The organism is Roseibium sp. ROS1 (assembly GCF_054658215.1).
Genome location: NZ_BAAGIG010000004.1, coordinates 300,289 through 315,027 on the forward strand (window position 1 = coordinate 300,289; position 14,739 = coordinate 315,027).

Annotated in this window: 15 protein-coding genes; 10 read left to right on the plus strand and 5 right to left on the minus strand. The window is 60.1% G+C overall.

The features are described from left to right. Positions 1-229 precede the first annotated feature (229 nt). Complete coding sequence (locus ACYQ6M_RS24150; RefSeq protein ID WP_460076044.1) at positions 230-1,774, plus strand: EF-hand domain-containing protein; 1,545 nt, start codon at positions 230-232, stop codon at positions 1,772-1,774. Between the two features lie 158 nt (positions 1,775-1,932). Here the strand turns inward: ACYQ6M_RS24150 and metW are convergent, their stop codons facing one another. Together metW and metX are read right to left on the minus strand one after the other, a co-directional pair. Further along, positions 1,933-2,565 carry a methionine biosynthesis protein MetW gene (metW, locus tag ACYQ6M_RS24155; protein ID WP_023002586.1) on the minus strand — a complete coding sequence of 211 codons (633 nt, stop codon included), beginning with the start codon at positions 2,563-2,565 and terminating at the stop codon, positions 1,933-1,935. Between the two features lie 4 nt (positions 2,566-2,569). Beyond that, positions 2,570-3,772: a homoserine O-acetyltransferase MetX gene (gene metX, locus ACYQ6M_RS24160; RefSeq protein ID WP_055660107.1), complete on the minus strand. Its 1,203-nt coding sequence runs from the start codon at positions 3,770-3,772 to the stop codon at positions 2,570-2,572. Positions 3,773-3,989: 217 nt separating this feature from the next. Here metX and ACYQ6M_RS24165 point away from each other — a divergent pair, with 217 nt between their 5' ends. The 3 genes from ACYQ6M_RS24165 to ACYQ6M_RS24175 are packed head-to-tail and all read left to right on the plus strand — an operon-like array spanning position 3,990 to position 6,946. Next, positions 3,990-4,862 carry a chorismate mutase gene (locus ACYQ6M_RS24165; RefSeq protein ID WP_055660523.1) on the plus strand — a complete coding sequence of 291 codons (873 nt, stop codon included), beginning with the start codon at positions 3,990-3,992 and terminating at the stop codon, positions 4,860-4,862. Next, on the plus strand, positions 4,859-5,995 hold the full coding sequence (gene hisC / locus ACYQ6M_RS24170) for a histidinol-phosphate transaminase (protein WP_460076047.1): 1,137 nt from the start codon (positions 4,859-4,861) through the stop codon (positions 5,993-5,995). The genes ACYQ6M_RS24165 and hisC overlap by 4 nt, the downstream gene beginning before the upstream one ends. Positions 5,996-6,001: 6 nt before the next feature. Further along, positions 6,002-6,946 carry a prephenate/arogenate dehydrogenase family protein gene (locus tag ACYQ6M_RS24175; RefSeq protein WP_189640120.1) on the plus strand — a complete coding sequence of 315 codons (945 nt, stop codon included), beginning with the start codon at positions 6,002-6,004 and terminating at the stop codon, positions 6,944-6,946. A gap of 108 nt (positions 6,947-7,054) precedes the next feature. On the opposite strand, the gene ACYQ6M_RS24180 is transcribed toward ACYQ6M_RS24175, so the two are convergent. After that, entirely contained in the window at positions 7,055-7,960 is a 906-nt protein-coding gene (locus ACYQ6M_RS24180) for a polyprenyl synthetase family protein (RefSeq protein WP_023002591.1), read from the minus strand. Between the two features lie 145 nt (positions 7,961-8,105). On the opposite strand from ACYQ6M_RS24180, the gene ACYQ6M_RS24185 reads away from it, so the two are divergent. The 4 genes from ACYQ6M_RS24185 to ACYQ6M_RS24200 all read left to right on the plus strand — a co-directional run bounded on the left by ACYQ6M_RS24185 (position 8,106) and on the right by ACYQ6M_RS24200 (position 11,034). Beyond that, entirely contained in the window at positions 8,106-9,320 is a 1,215-nt protein-coding gene (locus ACYQ6M_RS24185) for an SAM-dependent methyltransferase (RefSeq protein ID WP_023002592.1), read from the plus strand. Continuing rightward, entirely contained in the window at positions 9,313-10,056 is a 744-nt protein-coding gene (gene mtgA, locus ACYQ6M_RS24190; protein WP_460076050.1) for a monofunctional biosynthetic peptidoglycan transglycosylase, read from the plus strand. The genes ACYQ6M_RS24185 and mtgA overlap by 8 nt, the downstream gene beginning before the upstream one ends. A gap of 181 nt (positions 10,057-10,237) precedes the next feature. Further along, positions 10,238-10,423 (plus strand): 50S ribosomal protein L32, encoded by a 186-nt coding sequence (gene rpmF / locus ACYQ6M_RS24195; protein WP_006936667.1) that lies wholly within the window; start codon positions 10,238-10,240, stop codon positions 10,421-10,423. Positions 10,424-10,611: 188 nt separating this feature from the next. Beyond that, entirely contained in the window at positions 10,612-11,034 is a 423-nt protein-coding gene (locus tag ACYQ6M_RS24200) for a hypothetical protein (protein ID WP_055660102.1), read from the plus strand. Positions 11,035-11,243: 209 nt separating this feature from the next. On the opposite strand, the gene ACYQ6M_RS24205 is transcribed toward ACYQ6M_RS24200, so the two are convergent. Continuing rightward, complete coding sequence (locus ACYQ6M_RS24205; protein ID WP_023002595.1) at positions 11,244-11,885, minus strand: septation protein A; 642 nt, start codon at positions 11,883-11,885, stop codon at positions 11,244-11,246. Between the two features lie 139 nt (positions 11,886-12,024). On the opposite strand from ACYQ6M_RS24205, the gene ACYQ6M_RS24210 reads away from it, so the two are divergent. Both ACYQ6M_RS24210 and ACYQ6M_RS24215 read left to right on the plus strand, forming a co-directional pair. Next, on the plus strand, positions 12,025-12,768 hold the full coding sequence (locus tag ACYQ6M_RS24210; RefSeq protein WP_460076052.1) for a DUF3299 domain-containing protein: 744 nt from the start codon (positions 12,025-12,027) through the stop codon (positions 12,766-12,768). Positions 12,769-13,032: 264 nt separating this feature from the next. Beyond that, positions 13,033-13,854 carry a hypothetical protein gene (locus tag ACYQ6M_RS24215; RefSeq protein WP_460076054.1) on the plus strand — a complete coding sequence of 274 codons (822 nt, stop codon included), beginning with the start codon at positions 13,033-13,035 and terminating at the stop codon, positions 13,852-13,854. A 69-nt stretch (positions 13,855-13,923) separates the two neighbouring features. Here the strand turns inward: ACYQ6M_RS24215 and phbB are convergent, their stop codons facing one another. Then, the gene (gene phbB, locus ACYQ6M_RS24220) at positions 13,924-14,652 is read right to left on the minus strand and encodes an acetoacetyl-CoA reductase (protein ID WP_077291425.1); all 729 of its coding nucleotides are present in this window, start codon (positions 14,650-14,652) and stop codon (positions 13,924-13,926) included. Positions 14,653-14,739: the final 87 nt, after the last annotated feature.

Genomic DNA, 14,739 nt, shown 5'->3' on the forward strand with positions numbered 1-14,739 from the left:
TCCAACCTCGCTCGCCACAAGAGAGAGGTGGGTATTCAGTTTGCCGGACACGATTGGTGGAACTCCGGGCAAGACGAGAATGCTAAGGTTGTAGAGTTTAATTTTTCCCGTAATTGTTTGCAAATTTGTAACGAGTTCCTGCTTAAGGGTCTTTTGATACTTGGAAAGTCCCCTTGGGGTCTGAGGCACGAATTTCGATATGCGTCCGGATCCTCGTCCGGAACGCCCCATGATCTTATTTGCAGTCGAAACCAGAGCAGGTTCGACCGACTCATTTTTGAAGGATTTCATCATGTTCCGTCGCTTGGTCGCCATTTCCACCCTTTTGATCGCCACATCTGCGGCGCTGCCGCAAACGCGCAATGATCATGAAAATTATCTTCGCACGATGGCGAGCAGGAACACCGAAAAGACGAAGGAACAATTCATCTCTCGCCTCTTCCTGATGTCACCGACGGGCGAGCTGACACGGGAGATGGCTGAGACCATCGACCTTCGGAACGACGCCGAAATGCGCTTGAGGATGACGGCCACGATCCTGAAGAACGACCTGGACGGAGATGGCAAGGTGTCACGCGAGGAAATTAACCGAGTCCGTATGGTCCTCTCGGGCAACGAGCGATCGCAGTTTGAGACAGCAGTGTTAAAGGCCGACACCGACGGCGACGGCAAGCTGTCCGCCGCCGAAATAGCTGCGTCAAGTAAGGAAGCTATCGATGGTACGCGCAGGCGAAATGGGCGGGGCGATTTCCTGGGGACTGCATTCATGGTGTTTGATGCCGATGGCAATGGTGTAGTTGTTGTTGACGAAATCATTGAGACGATTGACCGCCTCGCTGCGGAGCCACCTTCTCCTCTTCGTCCGGCGCAACTTATCGAAGCAGAAAGCTGCAAGCTGCCAAAGCCTTCGCCCGAAGCCAGTGCCGTGTTTGTCGCTGGCCGCGGAGGAAGTGCGCTCTCCTCTGTTTCGGTTGCCGGACTTGATCAGGAGACCACGTTTGCGACGCTCGATATCGAGGAGGGCAAGGAACCACTTTATATCGTCGCCAACATCTCTGGTCCGATGGTTTTGCGCGTGACGGGTGCGACGGGGCGAGTCGAGCGATTTGTCGGTGGCGGCAACAAGCAGGGCTTGGGTGTCATCGGACTGCCGGCAGAGGTTGTTGATCTTACTTCTATGTCCGAATGCAAATTTCCAGTTGCCTATCAGGCAGATACTTCTGACTGGATCAAAGCGCGGGCATTGTTGGTCAGTGCTCTGGGCAAGGAAGTCCGGATGACGGGCCGTAACAAGCTCGACCAGTTGAAACTCCCGTCTGGCCACCGTGACAAGACGGAGGAGACACAGGGTATCAAAAGCGGTCCCGTCGTCCACAGCGGCAACAGGAGCTACCGCCTGACGAACAAGGGTCTTGTGGAACTAAAGCGCGAAGAATACCCCACCGGCTTGGAGGCAGAAATGCGCCGTTTTTATCCCGATGGGGTCGTGGATGTGTCGGCGGAAGATATCGTGGCCAGCGGCAAAGCCGAAGCCTATGACGTGTTGCCGAGTCAAGCCGGTCTCATCCAGTTGGTCAAGAGCGGTGCCTTGAGCGTGCTTAGGGACGGAGCCATTTCGATCGACAAGCCGATTCCCCGTTTTCCGGCCGGTCTGAACGGAGCGCATTCGGTGAAATTTGTTCTGCGGCGTGGTGTGCCTATGCCCGCAGGGAGTCCCGGTCATTCGATGGTTCTGCTGGAAGAGACAGGACAATGCCTAGGCGCTCGTTGCTGACCGAGCACCTCCAGCCAAAGTAGCCCAATCGAATCCAGGTGATGCAGGGTGAAGCCTGGTCCCCCCCTTGTGAGGAGGGGGTAGGGGTGGGGATCTAGTTCCCTAAATTCTCACTTGAAAGTCTAGAAACCTAGCCTGCCACCGGTCGACCCAGCCGCTCACCGCTTCAGCAGAAAAACGGCCTGTTCGGCAACGATGTTCCACACCCACCAGGGGGCGTTGACCGGGATCTTGTTGCCCCGGCCGCTGAGGGCGATGGCCTTTTCGACATTCGCGTCCAGTTCCCGGCAAAGCTCGACGAAATCGCGCAGGGAACAGAAGTGGATGTTCGGCGTGTCGTACCATTCGTAAGGCAGGTACTTGGTCACCGGCATGCGGCCGCGGAACAGGAGCTGGGCCCGGTTGCGCCAATGGGCGAAGTTCGGGATCGAAATCACGACCTGATTGCCGATGCGCAGGAGCTCGCTGACGACCTTTTTCGGTTCGCGGGTCGCCTGCAGGGTCTGGCTCAGGATCACGACGTCGAACGCCCCGTCCGGATAGTCGGACAGGTCCTGGTCGGCATCGCCCTGGATCACCGACAGGCCGCGGGCTACGCAGCGGTTGACGCCTTCCTGGGACAGTTCGATGCCGCGTCCGTCCACCTGGCGTTCGCGCACCAGAAGGTCGAGCAGCTCACCGTCGGCCGACCCGATGTCGAGCACGCGGGCATTGTGCGGTACCAGCGAGGCGACAACCTTGTGGTCGCCGCGCACGTCTCCGCTCTTGGTCTGTCTTGGAGCCAGGTTCACGGGATCAGGCCTCCTCGCCCGGTGCGGGCAGGCCGCGGGCGTGTGCTGCGCCGGTGACGAAGCCGGAAATCGTCTGGAACATCTCCGGCACGTCCAGCAGGAACGAGTCGTGACCCCGGTCGCTTTCGATCTCGACGAAGGAGACATTGGCCGCCGCCGCATTGAGCGCCTTGACCACGCGCCGGCTTTCGGACGTGGGGAACAGCCAGTCGGATGTGAACGACATGACGCAGAAACGTGTTTTCGTTCCCTTGAAGGCGTTCGCCAGAGAGCCGCCGAACTGATGCGCCAGGTCGAAATAGTCCATCGCCCGGGTGACATAGAGATAGGAATTGGCGTCGAACCGGTCGACGAAGGTCATGCCCTGGTGGCGCAGGTAGCTCTCGATCTGGAAATCCGCGTCGAAACCGAAGGTGACATTGTCCCGGTCCTGCAGGTTGCGGCCGAATTTCTGGTGCAGGGATTCGTCGGACATATAGGTGACATGCGCCGCCATGCGGGCAACCGCCAGGCCCTTGGTCGGCCTTTGTCCTTCCTGCAGGTAACTGCCGGCGCACCAGTTCGGGTCGGCCATGATTGCCTGCCGGCCGACTTCGTGGAAGGCGATGTTCTGGGACGTGTGCCGCGCTGCCGCGGCAATCGGTACGGCCGAGAACACGCGCTCGGGATAGCTGGCCGCCCATTGCAGCACCTGCATGCCGCCCATGGAGCCGCCGATGACCGCAAACAGCGTGTCGATACCAAGATGATCGACAAGGCGCGCCTGTGCCCGGACCATGTCGCGAATGGTGATGACAGGCAGTGCAAGGCCGTAGGGCTGCCCTGTCTCCGGGTTGATGGAGGCCGGTCCTGTGGTGCCGAGGCAGCCGCCGAGAACGTTGGAACAGATAACGAAATAATGATTGGTGTCGACCGGCTTGCCGGGGCCGACCATCTGGCTCCACCAGCCGGGCTTGCCCGTCACGGGATTGGTGGAGGCCACATACTGGTCGCCCGTCAGGGCGTGGCACACGATAACGGCGTTGGACTTGTCCGCGTTGAGCTCGCCATAGGTTTCATACGCAATCTGCCAGGGGCCAAGCTTTACGCCGGCATCGAGCTCCAGCGGTTCTTCTGCGGGAAAGCGCGCAAGTTTGCTCGAGGGCGAAACCGCTTCGCTTGCCTTCAGATCCTCCGGGGTGGCTGGACGTGATGTGTCTGCGGACATGGCTCTAAAGAATTATCTGTTGTCCCGGGCGGGAATATTTCAGGCCGGTTGAGCGGGCCACGGTCCGCCACCGGGAAACGGCAGGCACCCGGCAGAACGGCCAGACTGGCGACCTAGCCGTGCCGGAACGCCTGAGTCAATGTTTTCTTTTGCCTTTGGGCAATCACATGCCTATGACTATGCGCCGCTGAACCCAAACGAAGGCCGGAGCCACCTCATGTCTCACTTGCCGGACAGCGGGCTGTCGCTGGACGACCTCAGGACACGGGTCGACGAGATCGATGCACGCATCCACACCGCCCTGATGGAACGCGCCCAGGCCGAAGCCGGTATCCAGGCTGCCGGCCGCGCCGCGGGAGCTGCACCCGCCCTGTTTCAACCCGAACGTGACGCCGACCTGATGCGCCAGATGGTGGAGCGCCACCAGGGCGACCTGCCGCTGGCAACCGTCGAACACATCTGGCGGGATCTCATCTGTGCCTGCACCAGCCTGCAGGCAGACACCGCCGTCCATCTGGACGGCAGCGCCGATCTGATCGAGATGCTCGACCTGGCGCGTTTCTATTTCGGTTTTTCCGTGGAGCTGGTGCCGGGAAGCGATGCGGCCGACGTGGTCGGCGCGGTGACGGCGTCTGCCGGTGACCTGGGCCTTGTGGCGCTGATCGACCGGGCGGAGCTGCCCTGGTGGCGTGGCCTCAGCGAATCCGGCGCACTGGTGCGGGCGCGGCTGCCCTTCGTCATTCTGGACGAGCGTCCCGCGGACCTGCCGGCGCTGGTGCTGGCCAAGGCCGACAGCATGATCGACAACGCCGATATTGCGGTTTATGACGCCCGCTGGTCGGATCTTCTGCCTGGTAACCTGATGGACGAAGGCATTGAAGTGCTCAGTTTCTTCCGGTCCGCCGCCGGTGTCGACGCGCTGCTTGCGATTTCCGGCGAGCTGACGGAAGAGGATGTGCGCGCAGCCTGCCTTGCCGCAGGCGCCGCCCCGGAAGTTTTGAGACGTGTCGGCGGCTATGCCGCACCGATCGACGGCAATGGCGATCCGGACGACACTTTTGCTGCCGAGGACGAGGAGCCTCAGGGATGAACGAGATGACGACAGTGACTGAAGCCGGCAAGGCAACCGCAAACCGTCCGCAGCCGCGGCCGGGCGTTCTGGATATTGCGCCTTATGTTCCCGGCAAGTCCAAGGGCAGCCACGGCAAGACCGTTCACAAGCTTTCGTCCAACGAAACGCCGCTCGGCACCAGCGATGCTGCCCGCGCGGCCATTGAAGCCGTGGCGCGGAACCTGGAACTTTATCCGGACGGCTCCTCTGCCGAACTGCGTGCGGCCATCGGCGAAGTCTACGGCCTCAATCCGGACCGCATCATCTGCGGCGCCGGGTCCGACGAGGTTCTCAGCCTGATCGCCTACGGTTATCTCGGCCAGGGCGACGAGGCGATCTATTCCGAACACGGCTTCCTGGTCTACGACATTGCCATCCGCGCCGCCGGGGCAACGCCGGTGATTGCGCCTGAAAAGGACCTGACGACGGATGTCGATGCGATCCTGGCAAGGGTCACCGACAAGACGCGCATGGTCTTCATCGCCAACCCGAACAATCCGACCGGCACCTATCTGCCGTTCGAGGAGGTCAAGCGGCTGCATGAGGGCCTGCCGGCCAACGTCCTGCTGGTTCTGGATGCCGCCTATGCGGAATATGTTCGCCGCAACGACTATGAAAGCGGTCTCGAGCTGGCAGCGACGTCCGACAACGTCATCATGACGCGGACCTTCTCCAAGATTTACGGCCTTGCCAATCTGCGTCTCGGCTGGGGCTTCGGTCCGGCCCATGTGATCGATGCGCTCAACCGCATCCGGGGTCCGTTCAACGTCAACGGCATGGCGATTGCCGCCGGCATGGCCGCTGTTCGTGACCGTGATTTCGTCACGCGCTCGATCGAGCACAATGACACCTGGCTGCCCTGGGTGATGGCGGAGCTGGAAAAGCTCGGCCTGAAGGTGACGCCAAGCGTCGGCAACTTCGTGCTGGTTCACTTCCCCGACGAGGACGGCAAGCGCGCGGCGGATGCCGATGCCTATCTGCTGGAGCGCGGCTGCGTGCTGCGCATGGTCGGCAATTACGGGCTGCCGAACTCGATCCGCATGACGATCGGTTCGGAAGACGCCAACCGGGCCATCATTGGCCACCTGAAGGACTTTCTGGAACAGAAATAAGAACACATGACTGTTGCTCCCATTTTCGAGCGCATGGCCCTGATCGGCATCGGCCTGATCGGTTCCTCGCTCGCACAGGTCGCCCGTGAACGCGGCCTGGTCAAGGAAATCGCGATTTCCACCCGGTCTGCGGATACCCTGCAAAGGGCGGAGGAGCTGGGCCTGGGCGACAGTTATGCGCTCGACGCCGCCGTGGCGGTGGAGGGGGCCGACCTGGTGATCCTCTGCGCGCCGGTGGGGGCCAATGAGGCCATTGCCAAGTGGATTGCGCCTGCGCTGAAAAAAGGCGCGATCCTGACCGATGTCGGTTCCACCAAGGGGTCCGTCGTCGATCAGGTCAGCCCCCATGTGCCTGAAGGCGTGCATTTCATTCCGGGTCACCCGATTGCCGGGACCGAACAGTCCGGACCCGATGCCGGGTTTCCGACGCTGTTCGACCAGCGCTGGTGCATCCTGACACCGGCAGAGGACACGGATCCCGAGGCCCTCGAAAAACTCAGCGCCTTCTGGCGCGCCTGCGGTTCCGACGTCGACACGATGGACGCCAGACACCACGATCTGGTGCTGGCCATCGTTTCGCATCTGCCGCATCTGATTGCCTACAACATCGTCGGCACCGCGGACGATCTGGAGACGGTCACCAAGTCGGAAGTCATCAAGTATTCGGCGTCCGGTTTTCGCGATTTCACGCGTCTGGCGGCGTCCGATCCGACCATGTGGCGGGACGTCTGCCTGCACAACAAGGACGCGATCCTGGAAATGCTGGCGCGGTTTTCCGAAGATCTTTCCGCCCTTCAGCGGGCAATCCGCTGGGGCGATGGCCAGATGCTGTTCGACCTCTTTACCCGCACCCGGGGTATCCGCCGCTCGATCATCGAGGCCGGTCAGGAAACCGACGCCCCCGACTTCGGCCGTCATGCCAAGGACAAGGCCGGCGCACCGGCAGAGTGACCGCTTCCATCAGGAACCGGTCTTGCCAAGGGAATTTCCCGGGCGTTGAGCCCCCATTGCATTCTAGCCCCTGAGGATCGCTCGACCCTCAAGGGCTTTTTTGTCTCGTCAGTTGGTCCGGTTGACGATGAAACGGGCAAGGGCGCTCAGGATCGCCGCACGGCTGCCGTAGGGCGCGAGAAGCGTTTCGGCTTCCTCCACCAGCCGGCCGAGCTCGTTGCGCGTCCTGTCGGTGCCCCAGAGGCCTACAAGCGTCGCCTTGCCGGCCTCCGCATCCTTGCCGGTGGCCTTGCCCATTGTTTCCGCGCTGGCTTCCACGTCCAGAAGGTCGTCCGCGAGCTGGAAGGCAAGGCCGATCACTTCACCGAAGCGGGTCAGCCGGTCGACATCCGCTTCCGCTGCATCCGCCAGAATGGCGCCCGCCCGGCAGGCGTAGCGCAGCAGCGCGCCGGTTTTCATGGATTGAAGCTGGCGGATCTCCGCCTCGGAGCGCTCGCGGTGTTCGGACTCCAGGTCGAGCATCTGCCCGCCCGCCATGCCGCCGATGCCCGACGCGCGGGCCAGTTCGCGCGATAGCCGCAGGCGCACGGCTGCATCCGCATGCACCGCCTCGCCCGTGATCACGTCAAAGGCGAGCGTCAGCAACGCATCGCCGGCCAGGATGGCGGTCGCCTCGTCATAGGCCTTGTGCACGGTTGGCTGTCCCCGGCGAAGATCGTCGTCGTCCATGGCTGGCAGGTCGTCATGGACCAGCGAATAACAATGGATCAGTTCCAGCGCGCAGGCAGCCTGCAGAACGCCGTCATCCGCCCGCCCGAACAGGTTGGCAGCCTCCATCACCAGAACCGGCCGCAGTCGCTTGCCGCCGTTGAGCGCGCCGTGGCGCATGGCGGCAAGCAGCCTTGGAGGGCGCACGGTTTCATCCGGCAGCGCCTGGGTGGCCAGAAGCGTTTCCAGCGTGGCCTCCACAAACTTGGCCTGGAATGTCAGATGCTGGTTTGGGTCAAGGGTCACGATTGGCTCCGGGACGGATCGGCAACATTTTCAAAGTCCGGGTTTCCCTGAAACCAATTCTCTGTATCGTCAAGGCTCGAATTTCAAAAAAATGCGGGAGCTACCTGCCCGATCTTTTCAAACTGACCCATTTGGAGATTTTTCCATGAAACTGCTGTCGAGCCTTCTGCGATCCTTCATCAAGCGCGGGCGCATGCGTGTGATCGACGTCGCGGGTGCCGTGCACGAATTCGGGTCGGGCGAGGACGGTCCGACAGTGACCATCCGGCTGCATGACAAAAAGCTTTACCGATCCCTTTTTCTCAATCCGGAGCTGGCCGCGGGCGAAGCTTATATGGATGGAACCCTGACGATGGAGGAAGGGTCGACCTGCTACGACTTCATGTTCCTGTTTTCCATCAACAGGGCGCCGCTAGGGGCCAATCCCGTGCAGGGCCTGTTGCGGAAGGGCTGGAAGCTCTTGCGGCGGCGCCAGCAGCAGAACAGCGTCGAACGGGCAAAGTCGCAGGCGCGGCATCACTATGACCTTTCAACCGACCTCTATCGGCTGTTCATGGATGAGGGCCTCAACTACAGCTGTGCCTATTACACCTCGCCTGACGACACGCTGGAACAAGCCCAGGCGGCCAAGCTGGCCCATCTGGTCGCCAAGCTGGATCTGAAGCCAGGGATGGAAGTGCTTGAAATCGGCGGCGGCTGGGGCTCACTCGCCATCCGCATGGCTCAGGCCGGTGCAAAGGTTACCTCGCTCAACGTCTCGCCAGAGCAAGTGAAAATCGCCGAAGAACGCGTGCGCGCTGCGGGTCTTGAGGACCAGGTGACATTCGTTCTGAAGGATTACCGGGAATTCGAAGGGCAATTCGACCGGATCATCTCGGTCGGCATGATGGAACATGTCGGTATCGGCCACCTCGACGAGTATTTCGGACAGATCCGCAGATGCCTGACCGAAAAAGGCTATGCGGTCGTGCATTCCATCGGTCGCATGACGCCTCCGGGCACCACCGGGCCTTTTATTCGCAAGTATATTTTCCCCGGGGGTTACGTTCCTGCGCTGTCGGAAGTCTTTGCGTCTACCGAACGGCTTGGGTTATGGGTCTGCGATGCGGAAATCCTGCGGCTGCACTACTACTACACCATTCGCGACTGGCGCATTCGCTTCGAAGACAAGAGGGCGATTGCCGCTGATCTTTATGACGAAACTTTCTGCCGTATGTGGGAGTTTTATCTGTGTGCGGTCGAGCTGGGTTTCCTGCACGGATCCAACATGGTCTTCCAGCTCCTCCTGTCGAAGGAGAGGGATGCCGTGCCGATTGTCCGCGACTTCATTGTCGATAACGAACGGGAACTGAATGGTTAGGGTCAAACCTGCAACGGGTGGAAAGTCAGGCTCCGGGGGCGCGCCGGGGCGCCGCCGTGGCATGATCGGCCTTGTCCGCAAGCGCTTGTTGCAGCTGTTGCTGGTCCTGGTCCTGCTTCCGCCCGTTCTTACTGTCATCTATTCCGTCGTGCCGCCCATAAGCACGCTGATGATCGGGCGCTATGTCCAGTTTCTATGGGTCGACCGGCAGTGGGTACCGCTTGAGCAGATTTCGCCAAACCTCGTCCGGTCGGTCATCACTTCGGAAGACAGCGGCTTTTGCGAAAACGACGGCGTCGAGTGGGACGCGCTTCAGGATCAGGTCGAAGCACTGAGCGAAGGCGAGAAGCCTCGCGGCGCAAGCACCATCACGATGCAGACCGCCAAGAACCTGTTTCTGTGGGGCGAGCGGTCCTACATCCGCAAGGGGCTGGAACTGCCGCTGGCCCTGATGCTGGATGCCATCCTGTCCAAGAAGCGGATCCTGGAAATCTACCTCAATATTGCCGAGTGGGGCGAGGGTATCTTCGGCGCCGAAGCCGCCGCGCAGGCCTGGTTCGGCAAGAGCGCCAAGGACCTGACACGGACCGAAGCTGCCAGATTGGCGACAGCCTTGCCAAATCCACGTGGCCGGAACCCCGCCAAACCAGGTTCCGGACACCGGAAACTGGCCGGCACGAACCTGGCCCGTGTGAAGGGCGCGGGGCCGATTTTCGGCTGTGTTCTGGGGAAATAGACGAAGGTGGATAGCGCTTCGCCACCGCCTGTTCTATCCAGACCAAGAATTTTTTCTCTATGGGGTGGCAAAACGTTGGCGTTGCCTGTATAACGCCGCGCATTCCAACACGCTGCGTGACGCCACGCCCCGGGCTAACCCGGTCCGGGCCGCGCGGTTATGGACCACGGAGAAAAACAAAATGGCCGTTCCAAAGAGAAAAACCTCGCGCTCCAAGCGCGGTTTTCGCCGTTCCGCGGACGCCCTCAAGCAGCCGACTTACGTCGAGGACAAGGATTCGGGCGAACTGCGCCGTCCGCATCACGTTGACCTGAAGACCGGCATGTACCGGGGCCGTCAGATCCTTTCCGCAAAAGACGACGCATAACACCCGTATTCTTCGTGAATGCAGGTAGCGTCCGGACCGGATCGCCGCATGGCAAATCAAGATTGAGGCTGGCCTTGTTTCGACGGGCCGGCCTTTTTCTTTTCAGCGCCTTGAATTGGCTATCAAGATCGTGTCAGCTCGCTCCGATTTCCGCCCGCTTCGGGTGTCCTTGAGTTCGGGAGCCGTTCATGCGCCTTTTTTCAGCCGTTCCTTTCACGCTTTTCTCGCTGCTGATCTATAACGCCCTTGCTTTCACGGTGGGCGCGGGAGAGCCTGGCTTCTGGGCGCAGCCGATGATCACCATACAGATGGTTTCCGGCGCAACCTTCGAGCTTCTGGCGAGCGATCTGCTCATCACGGTCGGGCTGTTCTTCCTGTTCATCGAAATTCTGAAGGCGACCCGCATCGGCACGACGGCCCTGCTGGACCACATGTTCTCAGTGCTGGTGTTCGTCGCCTACCTGGTGGAGTTCCTGGTGCTGCAGCCCGCGGCGACGTCGCTGTTCTTCATCCTCATGGCGATCTCGCTGATCGATGTGATCGCCGGGTTCTCGATTTCCATCACCGGCGCACGGCGGGACGTTTCCTTCGGCCATGGGGACATGCACTAAGACTGCTTGCCGGCCGACTGCCGCTATTCCGGACAAGTGTGACGTGGCCGAGCGCAGAGCCGGCACGCGGAATTCCTTTGCGTTTTAGCGCTGTCCGCATTTGAAGAGAATGGGTTCGCTTGGCTCGCGCCGATACCCGGTTTCCGGATCGGCGTGCAGCGTTTCGCTGCACTTGTCCTAACTAACGGCGCAGGGCAGGACCGAAGGGGTCAGGCGTCCTTGCCGTCCTCGACGATCGCGTGTTTCTGGATCAGCGGCAGCTGGGTCAGGGTGAAGACAAGGGTGATCGGCATGATGCCGAAGACCTTGAAGCTGACCCAGAAATCGGTCGAGAAGCTGCGCCAGACGATCTCGTTGATCGCGGCAAGCACGAAGAAGAACACGCCCCAGCGGAATGTCAGCTTGCGCCAGCCTTCGTCCGTCAGTCGGAAGGCGCTGTCGAAGACGTAGCCGAGCAGCGCCTTGCCGAACAGCAATCCGCCCAGCAGAACCGTGCCGAACAGGCAGTTGACGATGGTCGGCTTCAGCTTGATGAACAGTTCGTCGTGGAGCCACAGCGTCAGGGCGCCGAAAACCAGAACCACCGCGCCGGACACGAGCGGCATGATCGGCAGGCGTTTCGTCAGCCACAGTGACACGACCAGCGAGATGCTGATGGCCACCATGAAGGCGGCAGTTGCCAGGAAGATAGGCTTGCCGACCTGTTGCAGCACGGGGAAGGCCGCTGCGATCTGTTCGCCGCGGGCATTGAACAGGAAGAACACGCCGAGCGGTCCCAATTCCAGCGCCAGCTTCAGGAGCGGGGAAAGTTCCTTGCGGGTGGGGTCGTTCGGGGCGTGTTCGAATTCCATGTTTTTCCGTTATCCTGTTCAGGAAGTCTGCTTCCGGACATAGGTGATGGAGGGTGCCAGGGTCAAGGACCCCGGTCCGATTCGGAAAATAGAGCCGGAAAATTTCAGGGCCAGTAGAGAGGCACCGGGAAGCGTGAAGATGAAACGTTGGATGCTGTGCTTCGCAGCCACCTTGCTGTTTACGGTCTCTGCCTTGGCGGCGATGCCTGTTCGCTGGGACCAGCTCAAGGATCCGGAGGCCGCAGCCTATGAGGACCCCTTTGCCGCACTGAGCGGCACAGAGCTGCGGTCGCTGGGCACGGTGCTGCGGCTTCGCCAGCAGTTGGACGAGACGGCTGAGACTGACGCGGATCGTTTAACGCTGAAACGTCGTCTTCAGCAGGAAGAAGCCCAGCTTGCAGCGGCCGGCGTGCCGACGGACAAATTGCTGTCGCAACGCTTCGAGGTTGCGAAGAAACGGGCTGCTGCGTCGCTTGCCGGCAACAAGACTCTGGCCGGGAGGGACATCGAGATTACCGGGTATGTGATCCCCGTGCAGGAACCCGGCAGCGATGAGGTAATGGCCGGCTATCTGGTTCCCGAACAGGGCATGTGCAGCCACATGCCGGCGCCCGATCCCAACCAGATGATCCGTTACCGGCTGTCGACAGGCTGGAGGGCGGAGTATGTCTATGAACCGGTCCGGCTAACCGGGCGACTGTCCTTGAAAACAACCCGACAGGAAATCACGCTTCTGGACGGTCAGGTCGACATGATTGCAGCCTTCGAGATGGAGGTCACAGGTGCTCAAAGCCTGGGTGAGGAGACCACCCCGGACCCGATGAGCCGGATCTGGAAGTTCTTCAAGGGGCCCGTTCCGGAAAACTCCTGGAAGCACCCATAAAAAAGGCGCCACACGGGCGCTTTTTGGAATAGCCGCGTGATCGCTGAAATTCGTTTGTCTGAGGTGCCAGGCTAAAAATACGCGATGGATAGGTAGAAACTAAAAAAGTCGGAAACCTGCTCGCCGGTGCAATTTTTGCTCAAATTCCGAGATGATTTTGCGCATTAGATTGAAAACCGGAGCATTCATCAAGATCTGATCCATAGCAGAAACCGTTTCAACTCTTGCAGCGGTTCCTTTCGTTTCAGCTCTGGTGCCTTTGTGATGATTAAGATTTTTTCTTTTCTTGGGTTTCTCGGGATCGTAGGGTTTATTATCACATTTCCGATTTTCATGGTCAGGTTGAAAACTGCCATGAAGATAGCCCTCGCGATTTTTTCAGGACTGTTGCTTTGGTGGCGTTTTATCGGCCCCTCTGACCGGGAGGGTGTTTTGTTTGTCGTTGTCTTCGCCAGTATTGCAATAGGTATGAGCGTGTCGCTACGCTTGCTGTGCGTGCTGTTTCTCCATTTCGCAGACAAGAAACGTTGTTTTGAAGATGTTGAAACCGCATCGCCTTACTGGCTGGACTTAGTCGTGGGGTTTGGTGCGTCAGGCATTTTGACGCTGATCTTTTTTTGCAACCTGGCCTGGGCAACCAGTGACCTGTCCCACGCCATGCTACTGCATGTTAGCCTTGCTCTTTTCTGTATCTGGCTATTTGCCAAGACCACTGAGTCTTGGCTGAAACGACCAGCATCAAGGCTTTTTCTTCATCCATTCGGCATTGGAACCGCCACGGTCCTGCTGGCTCTCACGGCTTATAGCTGGTTCTGGTATCCGACCCTGGTACGCTCTGAAGCGTATGCTGCTGTCAATGGCAGCGACCACTGCATCTACTTTCCCACCACTCAAAAAGTCGCGCAGGTCGGCGACCGTCTGACCCTCCTGACTTTGGCCAAACGCAGAAGAGGGGGCAATTTTTTCCTGGTTTCGCGAGAGAAGGCCTGGGCGTGGAGCTACTATGAACGTGGCTTTGTTCCCGATCAGAAGGCTAATCGCGGCTGGCTTCAGCGCGTCTGTTTCGGGCAGGATCAAGGAGAGTAACGTTCTTAAAAGCAGAAAAAGAAAGGCGCCCGAAAGCGCCTCTCCGTGGTTCTGGTTTTTACTGAAGCCTTAGCCGTTGGCGATGTACTGGCCGCCGTTGATGGTCATCACCGCGCCGGTCATGAAGGCGGCGGCGTCGGACGCCAGGTAGACCACCGTCTGGGCGATTTCTTCCGGATGGCCGAGGCGGCCGACCGGGATGCCCGAGATGATCGACTGCAGCACCTTTTCCGGCATGGCGGCAACCATGTCGGTGTTGATGTAGCCCGGGCAGACGCAGTTGACGGTGATGCCCTTGAAGGCGTTTTCCTGCGCCAGTGCCTTGGTGAAGCCAATCACGCCGGCCTTGGCCGCGGAATAGTTCGCCTGGCCCATCTGGCCCTTCTGGCCATTGATGGAAGAGATGTTGATGATGCGGCCCGAAGACCGTTCCCGCATGCCGTTGATCACCGGCTTGGTCATGGTGAACATGGAATCGAGGTTCGTCGACAGGACTTCGCGCCACTGTTCGAAGCTCATCTTGTGGAACATGCCGTCGCGGGTGATGCCCGCATTGTTGACCAGCACTTCCACCGGACCCAGTTCGCCTTCCACCTGGGCAATGCCTGCCGCGCAGGCGTCAGGATCGGAAACGTCCCACTTGAAAACGTGGATACCGGTCTCGGCCTTGAAGGCTTCGGCCTTTTCGGTGTTGCCGGCATATGTGGCCGCCACGGTGTAGCCTGCGTCTTTCAGACCCCGCGAAATTGCTTCGCCGATACCGCGCGTACCACCCGTGACCAATGCGACCTTGCTCATTCCCCTTCCTCCTGACTTCCAGTTCCGGGCCCTTTGGGCTCTCTGACATCAATTCAGTCTTGTTTGCTGTTCCCGATCATGGCCGGA

Excerpts from the sequence above, each read along its gene's own strand:
- ACYQ6M_RS24205 (WP_023002595.1), bottom strand. The coding sequence starts at position 11,885 with ATGGAATTCGAACACGCCCCGAACGACCCCACCCGCAAGGAACTTTCC.
- mtgA (WP_460076050.1), top strand. The coding sequence starts at position 9,313 with ATGGTTAGGGTCAAACCTGCAACGGGTGGAAAGTCAGGCTCCGGGGGC.
- phbB (WP_077291425.1), bottom strand. The coding sequence starts at position 14,652 with ATGAGCAAGGTCGCATTGGTCACGGGTGGTACGCGCGGTATCGGCGAA.
- ACYQ6M_RS24215 (WP_460076054.1), top strand. The coding sequence starts at position 13,033 with ATGATTAAGATTTTTTCTTTTCTTGGGTTTCTCGGGATCGTAGGGTTT.
- rpmF (WP_006936667.1), top strand. The coding sequence starts at position 10,238 with ATGGCCGTTCCAAAGAGAAAAACCTCGCGCTCCAAGCGCGGTTTTCGC.
- ACYQ6M_RS24185 (WP_023002592.1), top strand. The coding sequence starts at position 8,106 with ATGAAACTGCTGTCGAGCCTTCTGCGATCCTTCATCAAGCGCGGGCGC.
- metX (WP_055660107.1), bottom strand. The coding sequence starts at position 3,772 with ATGTCCGCAGACACATCACGTCCAGCCACCCCGGAGGATCTGAAGGCA.
- hisC (WP_460076047.1), top strand. The coding sequence starts at position 4,859 with ATGAACGAGATGACGACAGTGACTGAAGCCGGCAAGGCAACCGCAAAC.
- ACYQ6M_RS24200 (WP_055660102.1), top strand. The coding sequence starts at position 10,612 with ATGCGCCTTTTTTCAGCCGTTCCTTTCACGCTTTTCTCGCTGCTGATC.
- ACYQ6M_RS24175 (WP_189640120.1), top strand. The coding sequence starts at position 6,002 with ATGACTGTTGCTCCCATTTTCGAGCGCATGGCCCTGATCGGCATCGGC.
- ACYQ6M_RS24150 (WP_460076044.1), top strand. The coding sequence starts at position 230 with ATGATCTTATTTGCAGTCGAAACCAGAGCAGGTTCGACCGACTCATTT.
- ACYQ6M_RS24210 (WP_460076052.1), top strand. The coding sequence starts at position 12,025 with ATGAAACGTTGGATGCTGTGCTTCGCAGCCACCTTGCTGTTTACGGTC.
- ACYQ6M_RS24165 (WP_055660523.1), top strand. The coding sequence starts at position 3,990 with ATGTCTCACTTGCCGGACAGCGGGCTGTCGCTGGACGACCTCAGGACA.